At 64.4% G+C, this 20,878-nt stretch carries 26 protein-coding genes and 1 pseudogene; 11 read left to right on the forward strand and 16 right to left on the reverse strand.

The features are described from left to right. Positions 1–132 precede the first annotated feature (132 nt). From ACIOWL_RS15090 to ACIOWL_RS15100, 3 genes are read left to right on the forward strand one after another with little or no spacing between them, the layout of a single operon-like run. Positions 133–1,131 carry a hypothetical protein gene (locus ACIOWL_RS15090; RefSeq protein ID WP_400386785.1) on the forward strand — a complete coding sequence of 333 codons (999 nt, stop codon included), beginning with the start codon at positions 133–135 and terminating at the stop codon, positions 1,129–1,131. Beyond that, a complete protein-coding gene (locus tag ACIOWL_RS15095; RefSeq protein ID WP_400386786.1) occupies positions 1,128–1,955 on the forward strand; it encodes a lysostaphin resistance A-like protein in 828 nt (275 codons plus the stop codon). The genes ACIOWL_RS15090 and ACIOWL_RS15095 overlap by 4 nt, the downstream gene beginning before the upstream one ends. 9 nt (positions 1,956–1,964) lie before the next feature. After that, positions 1,965–2,393, forward strand: coding sequence for a DUF6389 family protein (locus tag ACIOWL_RS15100; RefSeq protein ID WP_400386789.1), 429 nt, complete (start codon positions 1,965–1,967; stop codon positions 2,391–2,393). Here the strand turns inward: ACIOWL_RS15100 and ACIOWL_RS15105 are convergent. From ACIOWL_RS15105 to ACIOWL_RS15115, 3 genes are all read right to left on the reverse strand, one after another. Further along, positions 2,390–2,965, reverse strand: a complete 576-nt coding sequence (locus tag ACIOWL_RS15105) for a dihydrofolate reductase family protein (protein WP_400386791.1) — start codon at positions 2,963–2,965, stop codon at positions 2,390–2,392. The two genes, ACIOWL_RS15100 and ACIOWL_RS15105, sit on opposite strands and share 4 nt — an antisense overlap. A gap of 115 nt (positions 2,966–3,080) precedes the next feature. Continuing rightward, complete coding sequence (locus ACIOWL_RS15110) at positions 3,081–3,485, reverse strand: SMI1/KNR4 family protein (RefSeq protein WP_400386793.1); 405 nt, start codon at positions 3,483–3,485, stop codon at positions 3,081–3,083. A 221-nt stretch (positions 3,486–3,706) separates the two neighbouring features. After that, positions 3,707–4,081, reverse strand: a complete 375-nt coding sequence (locus ACIOWL_RS15115; protein WP_400386796.1) for a DUF5655 domain-containing protein — start codon at positions 4,079–4,081, stop codon at positions 3,707–3,709. Between the two features lie 166 nt (positions 4,082–4,247). On the opposite strand from ACIOWL_RS15115, the gene ACIOWL_RS15120 reads away from it, so the two are divergent. Together ACIOWL_RS15120 and ACIOWL_RS15125 are read left to right on the forward strand one after the other, a co-directional pair. After that, entirely contained in the window at positions 4,248–4,505 is a 258-nt protein-coding gene (locus ACIOWL_RS15120; protein ID WP_400386799.1) for a type II toxin-antitoxin system VapB family antitoxin, read from the forward strand. Further along, on the forward strand, positions 4,502–4,906 hold the full coding sequence (locus ACIOWL_RS15125) for a VapC toxin family PIN domain ribonuclease (protein ID WP_400386802.1): 405 nt from the start codon (positions 4,502–4,504) through the stop codon (positions 4,904–4,906). The genes ACIOWL_RS15120 and ACIOWL_RS15125 overlap by 4 nt, the downstream gene beginning before the upstream one ends. A gap of 1,041 nt (positions 4,907–5,947) precedes the next feature. Here the strand turns inward: ACIOWL_RS15125 and ACIOWL_RS15130 are convergent. The 4 genes and pseudogenes from ACIOWL_RS15130 to ACIOWL_RS15145 all read right to left on the reverse strand — a co-directional run bounded on the left by ACIOWL_RS15130 (position 5,948) and on the right by ACIOWL_RS15145 (position 7,830). Further along, positions 5,948–6,505, reverse strand: a complete 558-nt coding sequence (locus ACIOWL_RS15130; protein WP_400386805.1) for a hypothetical protein — start codon at positions 6,503–6,505, stop codon at positions 5,948–5,950. 61 nt (positions 6,506–6,566) lie between these two features. Further along, positions 6,567–6,983: a hypothetical protein gene (locus ACIOWL_RS15135; protein WP_400386808.1), complete on the reverse strand. Its 417-nt coding sequence runs from the start codon at positions 6,981–6,983 to the stop codon at positions 6,567–6,569. A 292-nt stretch (positions 6,984–7,275) separates the two neighbouring features. Next, positions 7,276–7,680, reverse strand: a pseudogene (locus ACIOWL_RS15140) (GNAT family N-acetyltransferase); the annotation flags it as partial. A gap of 27 nt (positions 7,681–7,707) precedes the next feature. Next, the gene (locus tag ACIOWL_RS15145; RefSeq protein ID WP_400386811.1) at positions 7,708–7,830 is read right to left on the reverse strand and encodes a hypothetical protein; all 123 of its coding nucleotides are present in this window, start codon (positions 7,828–7,830) and stop codon (positions 7,708–7,710) included. 738 nt (positions 7,831–8,568) lie between these two features. Here ACIOWL_RS15145 and ACIOWL_RS15150 point away from each other — a divergent pair. Then, positions 8,569–9,069 (forward strand): tetratricopeptide repeat protein, encoded by a 501-nt coding sequence (locus ACIOWL_RS15150; protein WP_400386814.1) that lies wholly within the window; start codon positions 8,569–8,571, stop codon positions 9,067–9,069. An 82-nt stretch (positions 9,070–9,151) separates the two neighbouring features. Here ACIOWL_RS15150 and ACIOWL_RS15155 read toward each other — a convergent pair whose 3' ends face one another. Next, entirely contained in the window at positions 9,152–10,132 is a 981-nt protein-coding gene (locus tag ACIOWL_RS15155; protein ID WP_400386817.1) for a type VI immunity family protein, read from the reverse strand. A 288-nt stretch (positions 10,133–10,420) separates the two neighbouring features. Between ACIOWL_RS15155 and ACIOWL_RS15160 the strand changes: the two genes are divergently transcribed. Both ACIOWL_RS15160 and ACIOWL_RS15165 read left to right on the forward strand, forming a co-directional pair. Continuing rightward, complete coding sequence (locus ACIOWL_RS15160; protein ID WP_400386820.1) at positions 10,421–10,750, forward strand: hypothetical protein; 330 nt, start codon at positions 10,421–10,423, stop codon at positions 10,748–10,750. Between the two features lie 227 nt (positions 10,751–10,977). Further along, positions 10,978–12,021 carry an LLM class flavin-dependent oxidoreductase gene (locus tag ACIOWL_RS15165; protein WP_400386822.1) on the forward strand — a complete coding sequence of 348 codons (1,044 nt, stop codon included), beginning with the start codon at positions 10,978–10,980 and terminating at the stop codon, positions 12,019–12,021. Between the two features lie 47 nt (positions 12,022–12,068). Here ACIOWL_RS15165 and ACIOWL_RS15170 read toward each other — a convergent pair whose 3' ends face one another. The 6 genes from ACIOWL_RS15170 to ACIOWL_RS15195 all read right to left on the reverse strand — a co-directional run bounded on the left by ACIOWL_RS15170 (position 12,069) and on the right by ACIOWL_RS15195 (position 16,298). After that, on the reverse strand, positions 12,069–12,722 hold the full coding sequence (locus ACIOWL_RS15170; protein WP_400386825.1) for a dihydrofolate reductase family protein: 654 nt from the start codon (positions 12,720–12,722) through the stop codon (positions 12,069–12,071). A 183-nt stretch (positions 12,723–12,905) separates the two neighbouring features. Beyond that, positions 12,906–13,445: an isochorismatase family protein gene (locus ACIOWL_RS15175; protein WP_400386828.1), complete on the reverse strand. Its 540-nt coding sequence runs from the start codon at positions 13,443–13,445 to the stop codon at positions 12,906–12,908. Next, positions 13,442–13,744: a HigA family addiction module antitoxin gene (locus tag ACIOWL_RS15180; protein ID WP_400386831.1), complete on the reverse strand. Its 303-nt coding sequence runs from the start codon at positions 13,742–13,744 to the stop codon at positions 13,442–13,444. Before ACIOWL_RS15180 ends, ACIOWL_RS15175 begins: the two co-directional genes overlap by 4 nt. After that, the gene (locus ACIOWL_RS15185) at positions 13,731–14,012 is read right to left on the reverse strand and encodes a type II toxin-antitoxin system RelE/ParE family toxin (protein WP_400386834.1); all 282 of its coding nucleotides are present in this window, start codon (positions 14,010–14,012) and stop codon (positions 13,731–13,733) included. The genes ACIOWL_RS15180 and ACIOWL_RS15185 overlap by 14 nt, the downstream gene beginning before the upstream one ends. 33 nt (positions 14,013–14,045) lie before the next feature. Beyond that, positions 14,046–15,131: a redox-regulated ATPase YchF gene (ychF, locus tag ACIOWL_RS15190; protein ID WP_400386837.1), complete on the reverse strand. Its 1,086-nt coding sequence runs from the start codon at positions 15,129–15,131 to the stop codon at positions 14,046–14,048. A 69-nt stretch (positions 15,132–15,200) separates the two neighbouring features. Continuing rightward, the gene (locus ACIOWL_RS15195) at positions 15,201–16,298 is read right to left on the reverse strand and encodes a 4-hydroxy-3-methylbut-2-enyl diphosphate reductase (RefSeq protein ID WP_400386840.1); all 1,098 of its coding nucleotides are present in this window, start codon (positions 16,296–16,298) and stop codon (positions 15,201–15,203) included. Between the two features lie 185 nt (positions 16,299–16,483). On the opposite strand from ACIOWL_RS15195, the gene xseA reads away from it, so the two are divergent. Both xseA and ACIOWL_RS15205 read left to right on the forward strand, forming a co-directional pair. Continuing rightward, positions 16,484–17,737 (forward strand): exodeoxyribonuclease VII large subunit, encoded by a 1,254-nt coding sequence (gene xseA, locus ACIOWL_RS15200; RefSeq protein ID WP_400386843.1) that lies wholly within the window; start codon positions 16,484–16,486, stop codon positions 17,735–17,737. A 42-nt stretch (positions 17,738–17,779) separates the two neighbouring features. Beyond that, positions 17,780–18,004, forward strand: coding sequence for an exodeoxyribonuclease VII small subunit (locus tag ACIOWL_RS15205; RefSeq protein WP_400386846.1), 225 nt, complete (start codon positions 17,780–17,782; stop codon positions 18,002–18,004). A gap of 9 nt (positions 18,005–18,013) precedes the next feature. Here the strand turns inward: ACIOWL_RS15205 and ACIOWL_RS15210 are convergent, their stop codons facing one another. Then, positions 18,014–18,877, reverse strand: coding sequence for a PPK2 family polyphosphate kinase (locus tag ACIOWL_RS15210; protein WP_400386849.1), 864 nt, complete (start codon positions 18,875–18,877; stop codon positions 18,014–18,016). A 168-nt stretch (positions 18,878–19,045) separates the two neighbouring features. On the opposite strand from ACIOWL_RS15210, the gene ACIOWL_RS15215 reads away from it, so the two are divergent. Then, a complete protein-coding gene (locus ACIOWL_RS15215; RefSeq protein ID WP_400386852.1) occupies positions 19,046–19,558 on the forward strand; it encodes a DUF6998 domain-containing protein in 513 nt (170 codons plus the stop codon). A 99-nt stretch (positions 19,559–19,657) separates the two neighbouring features. Here ACIOWL_RS15215 and ACIOWL_RS15220 read toward each other — a convergent pair whose 3' ends face one another. After that, entirely contained in the window at positions 19,658–20,878 is a 1,221-nt protein-coding gene (locus ACIOWL_RS15220) for a pyridoxal phosphate-dependent aminotransferase (RefSeq protein ID WP_400386855.1), read from the reverse strand.

The following is a 20,878-nucleotide window of genomic DNA, read 5'->3' on the forward strand; positions in this document are numbered from 1 at the left end:
GACAGAGCTTGCCTTGGCATAGACTGGGGCCATGCGGTCACGGCTTTCAGGAACCTCAAAACTCCGGGCAGGAGATGAGTGCGCGGGATGTCCTGGCCCCGGCGGCGGTTATCCAGAACACGGGTTGAGCCCATGAGCCAGGTGATTCGAGGCATCGGCTACGACGCGGGGGTGCTGTACGAAAAGGGCTTCGACAGCAATCCCGGGCTCACCGAACAGATCCTGCGGCGTGATATGCGGGTGATCCGCGACGAACTGGGATGCACCGCGGTGTTGCTGATGTCCAGCGACCCGCAGCGCCTGGCATGGGCGGCGGGAATTGCGGCCCAGCAGGACCTGGAAGTCTGGTTGCAACCGCGGCCATTCGACCGGCCGGTGAAGGACTTGCACCATGCGGTCCGAGCCGCCGCGCTGGCTGCCGAAAACCTGCGCAGCGCCGGGGCCCGAACAGGCCTGGTGGTGGGATGCGAGTTGACCCTGTCGACACCGGGCATGCTGCCCGGATCAACCTTCTGGCGCCGTGGCAGCCTGCTTCCCCTCAGCTTCCCGCTGCTGCCGCTGGCCAACCTGAAACTGCGTCGGCTGCTGAAAAAATTGGTCGGCGACGCCCGCCAGCATTTCAGCGGCCCGATCTCCTACGGGGCCGGCGACTGGGAGCACCCCGACTGGTCGATATTCGACGTGGTCGGCGCCGATCGTTACCGCGATGCGCACAATTCCTGGCGCTTTGAAGATCAGCTACGCGCCGAGGCCAACCGCGCCCATGCCCGAGGACAACGTTATGTGGTTTTCGAGTTCGGTTCGTGCGCCTATTCGGGCGCGGCGGCAAAATCTTCCAAGGCCTCCGGGGTCCTTCGCGGCCGGGCCGACCTTACGGTGCCCACCAGTTTGCGTCGCGATGAACAGGAGCAGGCGGACTACCTGAGCGAACTGCTCGATATTCTTGATCGCTGCGCGGTGGACGGAAGTTTTGTGTGGGGCTTCAGCGAACCGGCCCTGGTCACCTCGAGCATTCCCGGACGGGACCTGGACCTGGCCAGCTACGGCATCGTTGCGGCGCACGCCGACGGCACCTGGACCCCCAAACTCGCCTTCCATGCCCTCGCACAACGACACCGGAGCGGAAAATGACGCAGCAGCCAGCTGGCGGGCCGGATAGGCGCCCGACCGCACGCATCGTGAAGATCGGCGCGGCGATCCTCTGCCTCGGGGTGCTGCTCACCGCGGCCTACCGGATGCTCCCGCAAGATCCCGATCCCACCGAGCCGAGCACCCTGGTGCTGCGGATCCTCGCCGGCCTGGCCATCTCGGCTCTCACCCTGACGGCCCTGTACTTCTTGGCCCGGCGTGAAACACCGGCTCCCCTGCGCTCGATCGGCCTGGCCACCAGGCAGCGGGGCTGGTTGCTGGCACTGTGGGGCATGGCCCTGTGGCTGGTTCCCGCCGCGGCCACCTTCGCGGTGCTCTCCGCACTCGGCTCCCCGCTTCATCTCACGGCTTCGCTGGCCGATCTGCTGCCCGCCATCGGGTTGCTGCTGCTCGCGGTGCTGTTCACCGAGGCACTCCCGGAGGAAGCGGTGTTCCGCGGATACGTGACCTCCAGCCTTGGCGGTTGGCTGCGCGGATGGTGGATCATCACCACCCAGGCCGCGCTGTTTACGCTCTTCGCCGGCATCCTGCGGCAAAACTGGCATATGGGTGACCTCTCGCTGTTTCTGGCGATGGGCATCGGTCTGGGTTACCTGCGGATGCTCAGCGGCTCGATCTGGATGCCCATCGGATTCCACACAGCCTTCCAGACCGGTTCCCAGCTGGTCCACACCCACCACGGGCTGGACTTCGCCGGCGGTTCTGGCATGCTGATGCTGGCCCTGGGCGCCATCCCGTTCGCCAGCGCTGCCATTGTTCTCAGCACCATGCCAACCCTGTTTGTCCGGCCGCGGCGTGTTGAGTAGGCTCAAGAGATGACCGATTTTGAACAGCTCTGGCAGCAGATCCTGGCCGACGCCACCGAGCATGCCCTGGCGCAAGGAACCCGGGCCACGGCGGCGCTAGCCGACCTGGACCTGGAGGTCGAGTACGAGCTGATCATCTTCACCGACGACGACGCCCCGTGGTTGCCCAGCGTCTGGCTCACCCCGGTCGGCAAGGACCAATTTCTTGCCCAGCAGGCCGCGGGAGATCACCGCCGCCTGCTGCATCTGGCCTTTGGCGAAGACGCGCAGGTGTACCTCAATGACGCCAAGAAGCCCGTGCCCGGGCTCTTCGAGCTGACCCAGACACCCGAGGATGCCCGCGAGCAGCTGACAGGTTTGATCGCCCGATGGCTAGAGCCGCTATGGGAACGGCATTTTGCTCTCCCGGCGCAGGTTGTCCACGATCCTTACTGCTAGGCACCTGATGCGCTTGAGCTGGCACGCGCATAGTGCACCGCGAGCACCCCGTTTCCCAACGACTGCGAGGAAACCAGCCGGAGCTGCCGGCTTGAGGCAAGCCCCTGCGGGTAGAGTTTCGGCCCATGACCGGCGAGCACCGGGTGGATCAGGAACCTGTATTCGTCGATCAGCCCCAGCCGCTCCAGCTCGTTGGCCAACCTGCCGCTGCCAAGCAGCACCCCGGCCTCTGTTCGCCGTTTCAAATCACGCGCCGCCGGGCCGAGCTCGCCAGCCAAACGGTAGCTGTTCTCCCACCAAAAGTCGCTGCGGGTCGAAGTGCAAACATATTTGGGCAGGGTTTGCATCACGAGCGCCAATTCGCGCAGAACCGGTGGCGCCTCGGTGTGCCCTTGCGCCACGGCGGGCCAGTAGCTCTCCATCATCTCGTAGGTGGTGCGCCCCCACAGGATGGCCCCGAAGCCGCTGAGAAACCGGGTGAAATAGGCATGCGTCACCTCGTCGGCAATGCCCTCGCGATGGTCAATACACCCGTCCAGGGTGAGGTTGTGGCTGAAAACAAGCTTTCCCATGCGCAGATTCTAGACCAGCGGCGATCCCCTGCGTGCAGAATCCTGCAAGTTTTCTAGCTGGCTCTCGCGGGCGGATCAGGCGGGGAAACACGTCCCCTGGTCGCAGGATTGTCTCCTAGGCCCCGTCGCGTTCGGCCAGGCTGGTGCCCAGCGCCAGAAGTTCACCCAGGGACCCTGCGCTGAGCCGCGCCTCGTTTTCATCCATCACACCCATGCCGACCTCGTAAATCCGGCGGTCCTCCAGATTCAGCAAGATCGCGGTCCCGGCGCCGTCGTCGCCGATCATGAAGTAGCCGGGCATGTAGTCGACGACCTCGTAGTCGGCGTTGCGCTGAATCACCCCTTCGACGCCAAGGATGGCTAGGTTCCCGTCGGTGTGCAGGCCGTTTGAGACAGCAAGCAATTGGAGGTATTCCTCCGGGAGCCGCTGCCCGTACAGCTGCTCTTCAATCCGGATGGCGGCCTCGGTGGCCGGCGGGTTCACCGTGAAATTCTGGGCCAGCTGGCTAACGGGGATCATCGGTTTCCTGCCTCTTTCGCCACCGTTTTCACCGGCCGTTTCCTCACCGGATACATCTTCGATCCTAACCGCCAATCGATCCAGCTTCACACCCCGGTCCGCGCAGCGAGGTACCCCTAGGTGCGTGCACGGTATCGCGCTGCCAACGAGCCGGAAGTCGTGACCGGGACCGATGGTGTTGCCCTTGGGGTCGGCACGAGCCGCCGCGTTCAAGCGACGGCTCAGTTCCGGTGGGCTCCCGCGCCCACCGCATACGCCTCGCGCAACCACCCTCTGAACTGCTCATCCAGCTGGTCGGCGGTGGCGAGCTGGAAATGGTGCACGATCAGCTTTTGTGAAAACGCAGAGGCCGAGCTGATCCGCGGGTCGACGACTTCCCGCTGCAGGTCGAAATAGCCGCGCAGCCCGCCGCGTACCGGCCGTGCCCCGGCGAATCCGCGGTGGGTCCCCTTCAGCGTGATCGACGACTTGCTGACGGCATACGTGAACGGCCCGATCTGCGCAACGGCCTCAATGAACCGGTGAAAGATGTCGATCGCGAACTGAGGTTGCCCAGCTAGATGCCGCTCAATAGTCCATTCATCCTCGGCAGTCATAGGCAGTAGCTTGACACGTCCGGTCGCAGACTTCAAGAGTCCCGGCGCCCGCACTGCTGCGCAACTTCGCTGGGGTGGCAGGCCACCCGTACCCTCATCCTCCGGCGGGGACTATTCATCACGAACAACGACTTATATAATTGGCTATATAAGGAAAGGAGACACGATGGCCATCACTTCAATTGACATTGACCGCCATGAACTAGCCCGAGCCAAACGACTAGCAGGCACCACCTCAAATCGGGAGACTGTAGATTTGGCGTTGAGAACGTTGATCGCGGTTCGTCAGCAGCCAGCCACTGTCGAACGCATCTTGTCCCGTAGCTTTGAACCGGATCAGGTTGATGCACCGACCATCAGGCCCACTGCTGATTTACTGGCAGCGGCAAAGGCTGCTCCACCTCCCGAAATTACAGGATTGTGAGCACCTACCTAGTTGACAACAGCATCTGGCAAAAGGCGTCCAGAAGTGCATCCATATCAAAACGGCTCAGAGAGATATCACCCAATCATCTGATTATCACCTGTCCGCCTCAAGCACTTGAGTACTGCCATTCAGCCAGAACTGCCGATGAATACCATGAGCTCCGAAATGACATGGACGGGTTACTTGCGGCATGGGTTCACCCCGACGAATCCATGGCATCGGAAATCCAACAAGCACTATGGGATAGCGGGCTGATACGTGCCGCGGCAGCAATCGATTGCCTCATTGCGGCCTACGCTGTTGTCAACGATGCCATTATTCTCAACTCCGACCGCGATTTCGGTTACATCGAAATGGCAACTGGAGGATTAATTCGGCAGGAGTACATTCCCGAATAGGTACAGCACAGGCATCATGTTGATGCTGTTGTTCCAACGGGCCCTCCTTGCGGCCATTGCATAAACTACACTGAATTCAATCAGGATCTTTGTCCAGAGAGTCAACGTGCCGTCGTGATCTAAGCGAAAGGTCTTCGCTACGAGATGCCCTGAGCCCAACTTGATTAGCTGGGATCGCAACGTCGCTCTCCCATACGTGGTTGCTGCCAACGTCGATCACACCGGTAGCGCTGCCAGTTTCAAGCATCTTTCCCACGAGGACGATTAGCCAGGCTTCTCGCGGCTTAACCGAACCCCGTAGGTGCCGGACCAGCGTCCTGGGCACGCTCTTAAAAAACTTGTCAAGATAACCACTTCAGATCAGCTCGATGCAAGCCACGGCCGGGATGGTCGGCGACTTCCCGCTGGTAAATCGAAGCAGCCACGTAGTCCACCGAGCACAGGGCGCCCGTGCTACGGCGCAACCTCACAGCGGCGTCAGGGAATCCGTATCCTCATCCTCCGGCGTGATCATCCTGCCTTGATCCGTTGCTGTCGCGCCGAGTATCACGCTGCTTTCATCGAGAAACACCTCTCAACGGCAAATCCCTGCTCCGCCGAGTTCCAGGGCGACGATTATCGGAGCTCTGCCAGCGGTCATGATTACCTGGTTGCTTCAACACGACGGCTCAGTGACTAGCACCATAGAATCGCCGTCTCAAAGCACCTCGACGGCGCTCACACCGCAGGCGGGCTCCCGCCTGAACTGCTCCCCGTGGAATATGGCATCCGGCCCTGCTTCTTCTTGCAGCACTTGCTCCGTGTTGCCGCAGCAGACGACATCGCCACCGTCTGGGAAACGCCTTGGCGGGACCGGCATGGGGCGAGGCGTCACGATTCCCTTCGTCGCACTGATGCTCGCGTCCACCCGTGCACCCGGTCATCGCGGCGGGCGAAGACCCAGCAAAGGATCCCGAACCCAGCCAGCATGCCTAGGAAGCCGGCAGTCGTCACGACCCACACGACGGGCCCGATCAGCGGGGCCTGACACCGCACGCCCGGTCAAGACCCGCCCCCGGCGACCGAGGGTGCATCGGACTGCCGATCGCCTCTCGAGGGATGGACCCACCAGATGAGCAAGCAGAGCGCAGAGATCACCACGAAGACGAGGGGCACCCAGACGCCGCCCGCGGCGATCACCGATCCGAACCAGCCCTGACGGTTCCCCTCGACCGCCGGCCAGCCGGTGGCCAGCCAGGCAAAGCCCGCTCCCGCGCCGAGGAACCCGCAACCCAGCGCGAACGCGATCGCCTCGGGGTCGCCGAAGGCCCGGCGGGTGAGTACCGTGGCCACGTACGCGCCGAGCCCGACAACGAACGCCACGAAGAAGACAACGACCAGCATGGAGCGCGAGATCCCGTGAGGAAGCGGATCGACGCTGAACTCGGTGATCTCGCCAATGTAGCCGAGCCGATTGGCCAGGGCCTTGTCGAGAACGCTGACACGCAGGACGTCGTAACCGGCCGACAACCAGACGCCCATGAGGGCGCTGGAGATCAGGAGCAGGGAAGTCAAGGCCGTCGAGCCAATCCGATGCGCGCGCCTGACAGGTTTCGTCAAGCACTCGATTCTGGCACGCGCAGAGGGCGCTATGCCAGCGCGGCCTTCAGGAAAGAGGCGCTCACCGTCGAGGGATCTTGACAAAGCTGCGCGACCTGTCGATCGCGACGCGCCCCGGGTCCTTCGGATCGACGAGGAGGAAGACGCCGCTGCCCGGGGAAAACCCCGACAGGAGTCCGCGGTCGATGCCTGCCACCAGCTCGGCCTGGTGCGGAACTTCATCGAGCAGGAACTGAACAAGAAGGCGCAGGTTCGGGGCCGTGTCGTCACCGCCTGGATGCCTCGCCCACGAGACAACGGTCCCCTCCACGCGCAGCCCGGCACCCGCCAGCCGCTCGGCACGAGACTGCTCCTCGGCGACAGGGCGGTGCATCCTGTCGAACGCACGGGCGACCAGGATCGCGATCACCACGATGACCGCGAAGAAGCCGATGATCGACCACATCAGGAACGGGGGCATCGCGTCGGTGTTCTCCATCAACGCTCAGCTTGGCACACACAGGTGAGCAAGACGTGAACGGTCGGGGAACTGTCCGTTTCACAGGCCGCCAGTCTCGATCACAGAGGGTCTTCTCTGCGCGGGGTACGCCACCGGATGCTCCGGATCGATTTCGACCAGGCAGGCTCATCGCCGTCCCAGCCCGGGTTCTCGCTGATCCCCGCGTCCTGGCTGCCGTAGCCTCTTCGTGAGCCTACGCCGCAGTTTCGCCTTGATGTTTCTGTGTGCCTCAACGTCGTCGAGCTTCAGACACCTACCAGCCTCGGGCGAATCACCACGCGCGTCCTTCAAGGTCGATCATTCCCGGCGGCCACGCCTCGCGTTCAGACTCCACAGGCATGATGAACATCGGCGGGCCGGCTGGCTCCTCGACTGTATTTCCCTCCCGGGAGATCGAACGTTCAACCGCAGCAATGCGATGCCACCCGCACGCACGATAGAACGGAACAACCTCCGGGCGACAGCCAAGGTAGCCAAACTGGATACCCCCAGCATCAAGCATCGACCGCCTCACTGCGTGCATTAGCGCCTTGCCCAGTTGTTTCCCGCGCGAGCCTTGGCAGATCAGCACTCCCCCGACACCGGCGATCTCGATCCGGCTGCCTCCGACCGCGATGTGCCGACGGGCCCAGCCCACGTGCCCGACGATGGTTTTGCCTAAGCGCGCGATGATGTGCCGATCGTGCGGCGCATAGCCGTAGGGCTAATCCGGCTCCCATTCGCCGAAGGTCGCGAAATACTCCTCATCGAACAAACGGCGCAGTTCCCCGCGAAGCCGCGGTGCCAGCTCACCGTGCTCGAGAACTTCGATCGAGTCTGGATTCATGCGGCCTTCCATGGTGCGATCGCGGCAATCTGCTCCGCAACACGATCCTTGGCACTCTCCGGCTCGTACCGTGCCTGAAAATTGAGCCAAAACTGCGCCGGAGCACCGAAGTACGTCGCCGGTCGCAGCGCCGTGTTAGCTGCGTCTTCGCGCTCGCCGTGCGCGATTCCGCTGGCAGGCAGGGGCGGCGCCCCGAGAACGGGCGCGGCTCTGGTCCCAGTGATCCCGGCCCCCGCGATAAAGTCTTCGATGCGAGCCTCATCAGGATGCAGTGCCGGAATCTTGTTATGGATCCTCGACGTTCTCCGCCTCCTCTGGCTCGTATCGGTTCACACAAAGCAGATCCGGCGCTGGTTGCTGATGCTATTTCGGTGTTGCCCGCAACGATCATCCGAAAGGGCATCCAGCCAGCTTCCTGGCCGATCCCAGGGTCGAGAGACGGTGCCGATTACCAATCGGTCCAGCCACTCGTCATCCTTGGTGCCGAATGATCGGTTACGAGTCGAATCTACATCGAGCCCCGTCATTGGCGCTAGACGCCGCCCGAAGCGACAAACCCCCGCGCACAGGACGTATTCCGTAGACTCTTCGTTTCGGTGGCAGATGCTCGACGTCAACCATCCGGCGTCCGGGTGTTTGGTTTTTCCCCGTCGGTTCAGCCACAGGGCGGGCTGGCGGTTTCCCCGCAGCCAAGCGTCGTCGGTCCTGCCCACCAGATGAGCCTGCGACACTGGTTTCATGACTACTGACATCACCCACTGGGAATCCTCGGTCGCCGCTCTCTGGGACCGCGCCGACTCGCTGGGCCGCGAACAGGCGGTTGCGGCCATGTGTGCGCTTGCCAAGGCCTGCCCGGCGACCGACGGACGGGCCGCCTTCGAGCTGGCCGGCATGTACGACTCCATGGGGTTTGAGGCCGAAGCCGGCGCCCAGTACGAGCTGGCGCTTGACCTGGGTCTGGATGAGGCACGGCACGCGCAACTCGCTGTCCAATACGGTTCAACACTTCGCAACTTGGGCCGCTTCGACGAGGCGATCGCCGTGCTGCGCGGTGCGCCGATTCACGAGTCGACCGGTTCCGCCGGGCAGGTTGTCCTGGCTTTGGCTCTTCACAGTGCCGGCCGCAAGGACGAGGCGCTGCGGGTCGCCATCGAAGCCCAGATCGATTCGTTGCCGCGGTACCAACGTTCGATGCGCGCCTATGCGGCCGCGCTGACCGATCCTGCGCCAACCAGCTGATCCGGTGCGCAACGCAGCTTTTGTCGCCGCACGACCGATGACCTGGCACCGATCGGTTTTGCGGTGCGGTGGTTGAGAGGTGCTAGTCATCGAAGCGCCTCACCCAGTTTAGGGTCGCTTGGCGACGATCGGAGGTGCGCGGCGCATCGATCAGGTGGATATTCGGCCCCTGGGGGTATTCTTCGAAACGCGCTGTGCGCAGCGCCGCGTTGACTGCGCGATACGGGCCGGGCACATCGGCCGTCGAGCGATCGCCGAGAAGCGGCAGTTCGCTCGCGCGGATCACCATGCCGCCGTCGTAGCGCAGGATCTCCGGGTGTTCGACTCCGCGGGTGTCCGAGGCCAAGGCAAGCAGCGACCTGATCTGCTCCTCTCCCCCGAGTGCCTGGATTACCGGCTCCCCGATCACGGTAAGCCAGTTGACCGCCACGTAGCGGGCTGGCTTGGGCTGAAGGTTAAACGGCGCGCAGTCGAGCCCCGGGTAACGATGCAGCCAGGGCAGCGCGGCCCCGCCTCGGTGGTGCGCCATGCCCGCCTGGTCAACCAGGGCAAGCCCAGCCGTACCGTAGTGCGGGCGCAGCGCCTGCGCCCAGCGGGCAACAAGCTGCACATAGTCCTGCGGGTTGCTGAGAGCGAACGACGGCGGGGCCGAAAATGTCACGTGCGAAAGCCATGACCGCCGGGGGTCCTCCGCCAGCATCATCGCCTCTGCCTGCCAGCGCGGCGGATTCTCCCGCTGCACCAGTGACAGACTCAGCAACTGATCCGGCTGCTCGATCAACGGCAATGCCGAGTCGAAAATGCGCTCGATGCCCGCCTCTGGAATTCGCCGGGGCTTGGCATCCGTGCCGCCCATCCACCAGGGAAACTGTCCTGGCGCGAGGTCGAGGATCTCGCGCAGCACCGTAAGCGCCGCTCGCCGCACAACCGGAAGATGACCATCAGCGGTGCAGAGCTGCACCGTCACCCCGAGCCGTTGCACCGCGATGCCCGTCTGCGCCGCCGGGATGGTCAGCTCGTCCAGGGAACTGGTCTCTTCGCGGGCTGAGTGTTCAGGTGTCACACAATCTTTTCTACACGCAACCGCCAAGGGTGTCGACCTGTTCAGGCAGCTGGGTGCGGGGTACTCCAGATGCAGCCATTCCAGGTACACCGGCGCTCCCGCCTCGGCCAGGGGTGCCTTCGAGCCGAATTCTGTACGATGGACACACCACCCCCTCTAGGAGCCTGCCTAGGCCACACGCGGCCCGCACCGCAACAGCGTTGTGGCGTGCCTCAAGCACGCAGCGGTTCGCGGGCTTGCTGGATGAGGGCGGCGAGCCAGAAATCCCTACAGGAAAGAACCTCCACCATGCGATTGTTCGGACGCAAGCCGGTTGATCCTGAGCCGGTCCTGGGGCCCACGCCGTTTATCCAGGAGGTTTTGACCCGCATCGGCGAGCGCTACGGGGGCTTCGACACGATCGCGCCGCTCCCGCCGGGCGCGGGCGGCCCGGGGATGGAGGTCACGATCCACCTCGCCGGGACACCCGATCCCTCACGCGAGCCCTTCCTGCACGGCACCGGCATCATCCGCACCGCACGGGTCTTCGCTGATCATACGGAGCTCTACGACGGCGATCGGCTGATCGCCCGATTCGACGACCTGACCACGGCCGACGTCTTCGGCGCGCGGAACTAGCCAGCGCACCCGCCAGCGGATCGGGCATCAGGTGCGGCACAGCCTCCCATACCGCACACGCATTGCGCCCGGCTGATTTCGTCGTCGGAAGGCTGCATGACCTCGGATGACGCGATGGATTACGGGTGCGGCTCACAGTTCGTCATGCGACAGGCGCGCGGGCCTGTACGGCGCTAGCATGGCAGGGTTAGCGCCCTGCGCTCCGCGTCGACCGAAAGATGACAAAAATGCCCGATTCATCCCGCCCGCTGCGCAAGCTCGGCTTCCTGACCATCGGCCTGTTCAACCCGCAGGATCCGGCCGCGGGCCACGAGGACACGCTGCAGATCATCGAGCTGGGCGAGCGGCTTGGCTTCGACAGCGCCTGGCTGCGCCACCGGCATCTGCAGTACGGCATTTCCTCTCCGGTCGCGGTGATGGCCGCCGCCAGCCAACGCACCCGGCGCATCCAGCTGGGCACCGCGGTCACCCCGCTGGGCTGGGAGAACCCGTTGCGCCTGGCCGAGGACCTGGCCACCGTGGACCTGCTTTCCGGCGGACGGATCAACCCAGGGGTCAGCGTCGGCACCCCCATGCAGTACGAGACCCTCAAGGACCAGCTCTACCCCGATTCCGCCGCCGTGGAAGACTTCGGCAAGGGCCGGGTTGAACGTTTTGCCCGGTTCGTGGCCGGGGAGCCGGTGCGCGAGTTCTCCGGGCGCGACGGGATTGTGGAGGAGCACTCGGCCCGGGTGGAGCCCCACGCCCCGGGGTTGCGCGAGCGCCTCTGGTACGGGGCCGGGTCGCTTGACTCGGCGCGCTGGGCCGGATCCCACGGCTTCCACCTGCTGAGCAGTTCGGTGGTGTTCCCCGAGGCCGGAGATCCAGCACCTGACTTCGCCCTGGTGCAGCAGGCCCAGATCCGCGCTTACCGCGAGGCGGCGGCCGCGGCGGGGCGCACGGACGGCTCCGCCCGGGTCTCCCAAGGGCTGGTGGTGATCCCCACCGATTCGGCCAGCGCGCAGCAGGAGCGCCGCTACCGCGAGTACGTGCAGGCCCGCACCCCGCGCACCGCCTCCCCGCAGGGTCCGCGCGGGATGCTGTTCGCCCGCGACCTGATCGGCACCAGCGAGCAGATCGCCGAAGAGCTCTACGCCCATGCCGGCTTCCGCGAGGTCGACGAGGTGGCGTTCGCATTGCCCTTCAGCTTCGGCCCGGAAGACTACGAGCAGATCCTCACCGACATCGCCACCACGCTGGGCCCGGCCCTGGGCTGGCGCCCGGCGGGCTGACCGAGGCGGGATAACTCCAGCAGGCAGACAACAGCGGGCTTCGCGGGCTAGTCGCCGCGGTTCCGGTTCCACAGCTGGTGGGTGACCCCGCCGGAAGTTCCGATGGATTCGACGGTGAAGCGCTGCTGGATCCCGGGGATCCCGTCCCACAGCGACACCCCGGTACCCAGCACCAGGGGCACGATCACCAGGTGCATGAAGTCGATGAGGTCCGCTTCGAGGAATTGGCGCACGGTGCTCGGTCCTCCGCCGATCCGCACGTCCAGTCCCCCGGCCGCCTGCTGGGCAATCTGCAGGGCTTGGTGTGCGGTGGCGTCCAGGAAGTGGAAGCTGGTGCCGTTGGCGAAGTGCAACGGCTCGCGCGGGTAGTGGCTGAGCACGAACACCGGTGTGCGAAATGGCGGGTCCTCACCCCACCAGCCGCGCCAGCCATCCTCGGGCCAAGGCCCGGACTGCGGGCCGAACTTGCGCCGCCCCATGATTTCCGCGCCGATCCCCTGCCCCCAGAGGCTGAACAGCGCGCGATCCGCGGTGATCGGCTCCGCGGAGTCGCTCAGCGCCTGAATCCCGTGAATGACCCGGCCGTCATACCAGCTGGCCAACGCCTCGGCCCCGCCTATCGGCTCCTGGACGGTGACGTGGTTCCCGGCGGCAAAACCGTCGACGGACATGAGCATGCTGTGGACACGGGTGCGGGGCATGGCGGGCTCCGATGCTGGCGGACGGAAGGCGGTGGCCTCAACCGTAGCCCCGACGCCGGCCCCGGGCAAGGGTACCCGAAATCGACTTCGCCCCGGGCGTCATCGACGACCGGGGCGAAACACAGATGGATCAGCGGCTACACGTTGAACCTAAATTCGACCGCGTCGCCGCAGATGCCAGCCTCAGAACTCGACGTCGGAGTGAGTCGCAACGCCAAATCGCTGCCCCGGATATCGCAAGCCCGCGAAGTACATGTTCGTGTGCGCCACGATCTGAGCGCCAGCGACTGCCACCCCACCCCACTGGGCATCCTCGGTCGTGTGCGCGTCGCCCACAAGAGTGACGTCGTATCCCTCGATTGCGGCACGCTGAGTCGTCGTTCTGATGCAGTAGTCCGATTGCGCCCCAGCAATAACCAGGCGAGTCGCCCCCAACTGGTCGAGCGTCTCCCTCAGAGACGTTTCCGCGAACGAGTCGCGATAGCTCTTCCTCACGACCGCTTCGCCATCGATCCATTTCAGCGGTGCAACGAGGTCCCACGCGGGAGTACCTACACCTACCGGATCATGCATCACCCACACGACGGGCACGGACTGCACCCGCGCTCGGTCGACAAGCGCCGCGGCTCGGTTCGCGACACCATCGGCATCAAAGCACCCCGGCACCACGCCCTGCTGCATGTCGACGATCACGACGACGGACTGCGCCGCTGTGGTCGTCATGCGACTCGCAACGGTGTGATCGCCGAGATCTGCTCACCCGCGACGTCCTCTGCGCAGTCAAGCTCGTAGTGGCTCTGCAGATTGATCCAGAACTCCGCCGAGGTGCCGAAGTACTTCGCGAGCCGCAGCGCTGTGTCCGCCGTGATGCCCCGTTTGCCGTGCACGATCTCGTTAATCCGCCGTGGCGGCACACCGATGGACACGGCGAGCTTGTTCTGCGTGATGCCGAAGCCCTCGATGAAGTCTTCCATGAGGACCTCACCCGGGTGGATCGGCTCGATCTTGTCAGTGGTAGTCAACGATCTCCACCTCCTCTGGTCCGGCATCTGTCCATCTGAAGCAGATTCGCCATTGGTCGTTGATCCGGATGCTGTGCTGACCGGCTCGGTCGCCCTTGAGAGCCTCGAGCCGGTTGCCGGGCGGAACGCGGAGGTCATCCAGCGCCTCGGCGGATCCCACCTGACGAAGCTTGCGCAACGCCGCCCGGAGGATCCGCGGATCCAGGGACGGCACTCGCTCACGACGCCACAGGCGCTCGGTGTCTCTGCTCCCGAACGATCTGATCACGAGACCAGTGTATGACGGACTCCGTCAATAACGCTAGACGTTAAACCGGAACTCCACCACGTCGCCGTCCTTCATGATGTAATCCTTGCCTTCAATGCGGGCCTTGCCGGCGGACTTGGCATTGGCGACCGAACCGGCGGCAACCAGATCCTCGAAGCCGATGACCTCGGCCTTGATGAAGCCGCGCTGGAAGTCGGTGTGGATGACCCCGGCGGCCTCCGGCGCGGTAGCTCCCTTGCGCACGGTCCAGGCGCGAGTCTCCTTGGGGCCGGCGGTCAGGTAGGTCTGCAGGCCAAGGGTGTCGAAACCCACGCGGGCGAGTTTGCCCAGCCCGGACTCGACGATGCCGGCATCTTCCATCATCTCTTCGGCTTCGTCCTCTTCCAGCTCGGCCAGCTCGGCCTCGAACTGGGCGTCCAGGAAGATCGCCTCTGCCGGCGCCACCAGTTCGGACAGGGTCGCCTGCATCTGGGTATCGGCCAGCCCGGCCTCATCGGTGTTGAACACGTAGATGAACGGCTTGGTGGTCATCAGCTGCATCGGGGCGAGCTCTACGAGGTCCACCCCGTCGGTTTTGCTGGCCGAGTACAGGGTCCGGCCCTCTTCCAGGATCTTCTGCGCCGCCAAGACCGCGTCCAGGAAGGACTTCTCGATCTTTTTGGTGCGCAGTTCCTTCTCCAGGCGAGGCAGCTGGTTCTCGATGGTCTGCAGGTCGGCAAGGATCAGCTCGGTGGCGATGGTCTCGATGTCCGAGGCCGGGTCCACCTTGCCGTTCACGTGGATCACGTCGTCGTTCACAAACGCGCGGGTCACCTGGCAGATCGCGTCGGCCTCGCGGATGGTGGCCAGGAACTTGTTGCCCAGGCCCTCGCCTTCCGAGGCGCCCTTGACGATGCCGGCGATGTCGACGAACGACACCGTGGCCGGCAGGATACGCTCCGAGTTGAAGATCCCGGAGAGCACCTTCAGGCGTGCATCCGGCAGCGGCACCACACCCACGTTGGGTTCGATGGTCGCGAACGGGTAGTTGGCTGCCAGCACCTGGGCACGGGTCAGCGCGTTGAACATGGTGGACTTGCCGACGTTGGGCAGTCCGACGATTCCGATAGTAAGAGCCACGGGAGGAAATTCTACCTTTTACTAGTACTGAGCGCCCAGTTCTGTGCGGGCGCGTGAAATGTGTGGGGCCTAGCGGGATTCGGGGCGGGCGCCGCGCCCGCCCAGGGCACGCTCCTCGTCGCCGGATTCCTTCAGCTTGCTGCGGATTTCCTTGGGCAGCGAGAAGATGATGTCCTCCTGCGCGGTGGTGACCTCCGCGACGTCGGTGAAGCCGTACTCCGCGAGCAGCTCGACCACCTCGCGCACCAGAACCTCGGGCACCGAGGCCCCGGAGGTGACACCCACGGTGGAGACGCCCTCGAACCAGGACTCGTCGACCTCGGAGGCGAAGTCCACGCGGTAGGAGGCCTTGGCGCCATGATCCAGCGCCACCTCAACCAGCCGCACCGAGTTCGACGAGTTGGCCGAGCCGACGACGATCACCAGGTCGGTTTGCGGGGCAATGTTCTTGATGGCCGCCTGGCGGTTGGTGGTCGCGTAGCAGATGTCGTCGCTGGGCGGATCCTGCAGGTTCGGGAAACGTTTGCGCAGCCGGCGCACGATCTCCATGGTCTCGTCCACGCTCAGGGTGGTCTGCGAGAGCCAGATCAGCTTGTCCGGGTCCTTGACCTGCACGGTGTCGGCTTCTTCCGGGTTGTTCACGATGGTGGTGACCTCCGGGGCTTCGCCGTAGGTACCTTCAACCTCCTCGTGGCCTTCGTGGCCGATGAGCAGGATCTCGTAGTCGTTTTTGGCAAAACGCACCGCCTCGCGGTGCACCTTGGTCACCAGCGGGCAGGTCGCATCGATGGTCTGCAGGCCGCGATCCGCCGCCGACTGCACCACCGCCGGGGAGACGCCGTGCGCGGAAAACACCACCAGCGCGCCCTCGGGCACTTCCTCGTTCTCCTCCACAAAAATCGCCCCGCGCGATTCAAGCTCGGAGACCACGTGGACGTTGTGCACAATCTGCTTGCGCACGTAGACCGGGGGCCCGTAGTGCTCCAGCGCCTTTTCCACGGCCACCACCGCACGGTCCACTCCGGCGCAATAACCGCGCGGCGCGGCGAGCAAGACCTTGCGCTCGGTGACCTGCGGGGAGGCGGCTGCGATCTGTTCTGGGGTGCGGCGAATCCGCGGTACCCGAGGGATCGGCAGCGAAACCGGAATGGAAGTGGAAGTAGCCATACCTCTAGTCTACGAAGCCCGCGCAAGTTAGCGCACACTCATATGCGTAGAACCACACCCCAAACACTGTGAGATCCACCTCTGAGGACGGCGAACCGCGCAACTGTCCACCGCGTGGTGTAGCGTCATTTGTGCCTGCTTCCGGCAGTGCGATCCACTCTTACCGTCCCCGAGGAGCCGTCCGGATGGAGCCGAAGTCCCCCGCCGCCCTGCCGGCCACCGCCGCCCAGACCTCCGCCGAGAATCCGTGGCCGCTGCGGCTGCTGTCTGAAAAACTCAAGATCCACATCGAGAATTCGCCCTTTGCCTGGGTTGAAGGCCAGCTGCTTGAAGCTAACATCCGCAACGGCCACGCCTATCTGACGCTGCGCGACGTGGATGCGGACAACTCCTTTTCGGTGACCGTCTGGTCTTCGGTGATGCGCCAGCTGGACACCACCCCCACCGTGGGATCCCGGGTGGTCGCCCGGGTGAAACCCAGTTTCTACGCCAAAACCGGCCGGCTCTCGCTGAACGCCACGGACCTGCGCCCGGTCGGTTTGGGCGAGCTGCTGCTGCGCCTGGAACGGCTGCGCCAGGCGCTGGGCGCCGAAGGCCTGTTCGACCCGGCGCACAAACAAAAGCTGCCCATCCTGCCCGGGAAGATCGGGCTGATCACCGGGCGGGATTCGGATGCTGAGAAGGATGTGCTGCGCAACGCCGCGCTGCGCTGGCCGGCGGTTCAATTCCGAGTCATCAACACCGCGGTCCAGGGTGTCGACGCGGTCTCCCAAGTGATCGCGGCGCTGCGCGAACTGGATCAGGATCCGCAGGTTGAGGTGATCGTGATCGCCCGCGGCGGCGGCGCGCTGGAGGACCTGCTGCCGTTTTCCAACGAGGATCTGGTGCGCGAGGTGTATGCCGCGAGCACCCCGGTGGTCTCCGCCATCGGGCATGAGGCGGACCGTCCCATCCTGGACGACGTCGCCGACCTGCGCGCATCCACCCCCACCGATGCGGCCAAACGCATCGTGCCTGATTTGACGGAGGAGTTCGCCGGGCTTGAGCAGGCGCGCAACCGGCTGGATCGGGCGATCAACAACCTGATTGCGCGCGAAGCGCAGAACCTCGCGGCCTTGCGGGCGCGCCCGGTGCTGGCCAATCCGCAGGTGATGGTGGATTCCCGCGCCGAGGACCTGGCCCGCTGGCGCGAGCGCTGCACCGCATTGATCCGCCACCGCGTGCAGCGTGCGGACGATGAGCTTTCCCACCTGCGCGCGCAAATGCGCGCGCTGTCCCCGCAGCAGACCCTGGACCGCGGGTACTCGGTCACCCAGTTGGCCGACGGCACGGTGCTGCGCGATGTTGCCGGAACCCTCCCCGAGGCGCAGCTGCGCATCAGGGTGGCGAAAGGCCAACTCACCGCCACGGTCACCGAGCTTTTCCCCGCGGCGCCCTAGCCACCGGACACACCCCCAGAACCTTCTTGAACGGAGCCACCCATGAACACCCCGATCCCCCAGGACATCACCGCCCTGACCTACGAGCAGGCCCGCGAAGAGCTGATCAACGTGGTCAACCAGCTGGAAACCGGAGGCGTGGCGCTCGAAGCGTCGCTGGCGCTGTGGGAGCGCGGCGAAGCGTTGGCGGCACACTGCGAAAACTGGCTCAATGGCGTCTCGCAACGCCTGGACGCGGCCCGTGGCGCCCAGGATGAGGCCCAGTAGGCACGCAGTTTATCTGGTCGCTTCCAACCGGAGCTTTTCGGCCGCCACATCGAACTTCGCCGCCGGCCACTGCGGGTTGATCTCCTGCAGCGTGGCCAACAGCAGCTCGGCCACGCACAGCCGGGCGCGCCATTTTTGATCCGCCGGGATCACGTACCACGGGGCATCAGCCGTGTTGGTGCGTTCGATCGCGATCTCGTAGGCCAGCTGATACTGCTCCCACAGGGCCCGGTCTTCCACATCGGAGACCGCGTACTTCCAGAACTTGTCCGGGCGCTCCAGCCGTTCGGAGAGCCTGGCGTACTGCTCGTCGCGGCTGATGTGCAGCATCACCTTCAGCGGGTGGATCTTCTGGGCCACCAGTCGCGCCTCGAAATCCACGATCTTGGGGTAGCGTGCCTCGACCTGCTGCTCGGTGGACAGCTTCTGCACGCGGTGGATCAGCACATCCTCGTAGTGCGAGCGGTCGAACACCCCGATCAGCCCGGCCGCCGGGAGCTGCTTTTCCACCCGCCACAAGAAGTCGTGGGCGCGCTCCTGCGCGCTCGGGGTTTTGAACGCAAAATGCTGCACCCCCTGCGGGTCGAGCATGCCCATCACATGGCGCACCACCCCGCCCTTGCCCGAGGTATCCATGCCCTGCAAGATCAGCAGCACCGAATCCTTGGAATCCTCCTGCAAGGCGGAGGCGAACAATCGCTCCTGCAAATCTGAGAGCAGGGTGCCCAGTTCCTTCATCCGCTCCGCGGCCTCGCGTTTATCCTGGGGTGCGTCCGACGGCCACCACGCAGGTGCCTTGGTCGCCCGATCGCTCAGCTTCAGCCCAGGTTCCGCACGCAGGGCGTTCATCAGGGTTTCCGGGTAGGCGGTCATTGTTTCTCCCTTGTCGCGCACGTATTTGATGTCAGCCTACCGGTTCCTCCCTGCCGCACGGGGTATTTTTGCCTATGGCTGGGTTCTGGGTCTGAGTCGATTCAGGAATACTGCGCTGCGCGCACCTGAACAAGCACGTACCATCCCCCATCTCATAGAATGAGGCACGTGACTCAGCTCGAATTCAACAACTTATCCGACGGCGAACTGCTACGGCTCGAAGCACATCTCAGAGCAGAATTCTTGGCTCGTGGGCTCATCCGGACAGCCACCAATCTCATGGGCGAGATCGCCGAAACCCTGGCCCAAAGAGTCTACGGTGGCAAGCTCCAGCCACCGGGCACTGCGGCCAGTGATGTGATTGATGCCGAAGGGCGGCTGATCCAAGTCAAGACCCGCGTGCTGGACTTGCCCGACTCCAGGTTTTTCAGTTTCTCAACGCTGAAATTCGATCTGGCCGTCTGTTTGAGATTTGATCGTGCAAGTAACAAGCTGCAATGGGCCCGCGAGTTCAACCGGGAAGAACTCAGGCCCTTGCTAAGCGTCGGCACGCATGGTTTCCGGCTATCCATGCAGAAAGCAATGGCGCAGGGAAAAGACGTCACCAAGGACTTCCGGGACGCGTTGAATCGGATGGACACAACGACATCCGCCTTGGCCGGTACCACCGCCCGCTCCTGACCGCCTCACCCTCGGCCAGCGCACCCGCGATCGAACAAAACGCCACCGCGTCGAGCTGGAAACCAGTTCGACACGGTGGCGTTCATGTGTGTTGCGGTATCAGGCGCGGGCTCGCCAGTCCTCCAGGAAGGAGCCGATCCGGCCGACAGCATCGGTCAGGTCGCGCACATTAGGCAAGGTGACCAGACGGAAGTGGTCCGGGCGCACCCAGTTGAAGGCGGTGCCCTGGGTGATCAGGATCTTCTGCGCCTTGAGCAGCTCGAGGGCGAACTTCTCATCGTCGTGCATCGGATAGACCTCTGGGTCCAGCTTCGGGAACATGTACAACGAGCCCTTGGCCTTCTGCACGCTCACCCCGGGGATCGCGGTGAGCAGGTCGTAAGCTGCGTCGCGCTGTTCAAGCAGGCGGCCGCCGGGCAGGATCAGGTCGTTGATCGACTGGTAGCCGCCCAACGCGGTCTGGATTGCATGCTGCGCCGGCACATTGGCGCACAGGCGCATGTTGGTCAGCAGGTTGATGCCCTCGATGTAATCCGCGGCCTGGTGGCGGGGGCCGGAGATCGCCATCCAGCCGGCGCGGAAGCCGCAGACCCGGTAGGCCTTGGAAAGCCCGGAGAAGGTCAGGATCAGCACGTCGTCCGCCAACGAGGCGGTGTTGATGTGCACGGCGTCCTCGTAGAGGATCTTCTCGTAGATCTCGTCGGAGAACACGATCAGGTTGTGCTTGCGGGCAAGCTCCAGGATCCCCTCCAGGGTTTCCTTGGGGTACACCGCGCCGGTGGGGTTGTTCGGGTTGATCACCACGATGCCCTTGGTGCGATCGGTGATCTTGGAGGCCATGTCCTCCAGGTCCGGAAGCCAGCCCTCCTCCTCGGTGTTCAGGTAGTGCACCGGGGTGCCGCCGGCCAGCGAGACCGAGGCGGTCCACAGCGGGTAGTCGGGGGCGGGGATGAGGATCTCGTCGCCGTTGTTCAGCAGCGCGTTCAGGCTCAGCGTGATCAGCTCGGAGACGCCGTTGCCCAGGTAGATGTCATCCACCCCGATGGTCTGGATGCCGCGGGTCTGGTAGTACTGCGAGACGGCGGTGCGTGCCGAGAGGATGCCGCGCGAGTCGGAGTAGCCCTGGGCATTGGGCAGGTTGCGAATCATGTCGACGAGCACCGCGTCGGGCGCCTCGAAGCCGAACGGCGCGGGATTGCCGATGTTCAGCTTCAAGATCCGGTGGCCCTCCGCCTCCATCCGCGTGGCGTGCTCCAGGAGCGGCCCGCGGATGTCGTAGAGCACGTTGTGCAGTTTCGTCGATTGCTTGAATTCGGCCAT

Source organism: Glutamicibacter sp. NPDC087344 (genome assembly GCF_044744225.1).
Lineage (GTDB): Bacteria > Actinomycetota > Actinomycetes > Actinomycetales > Micrococcaceae > Glutamicibacter.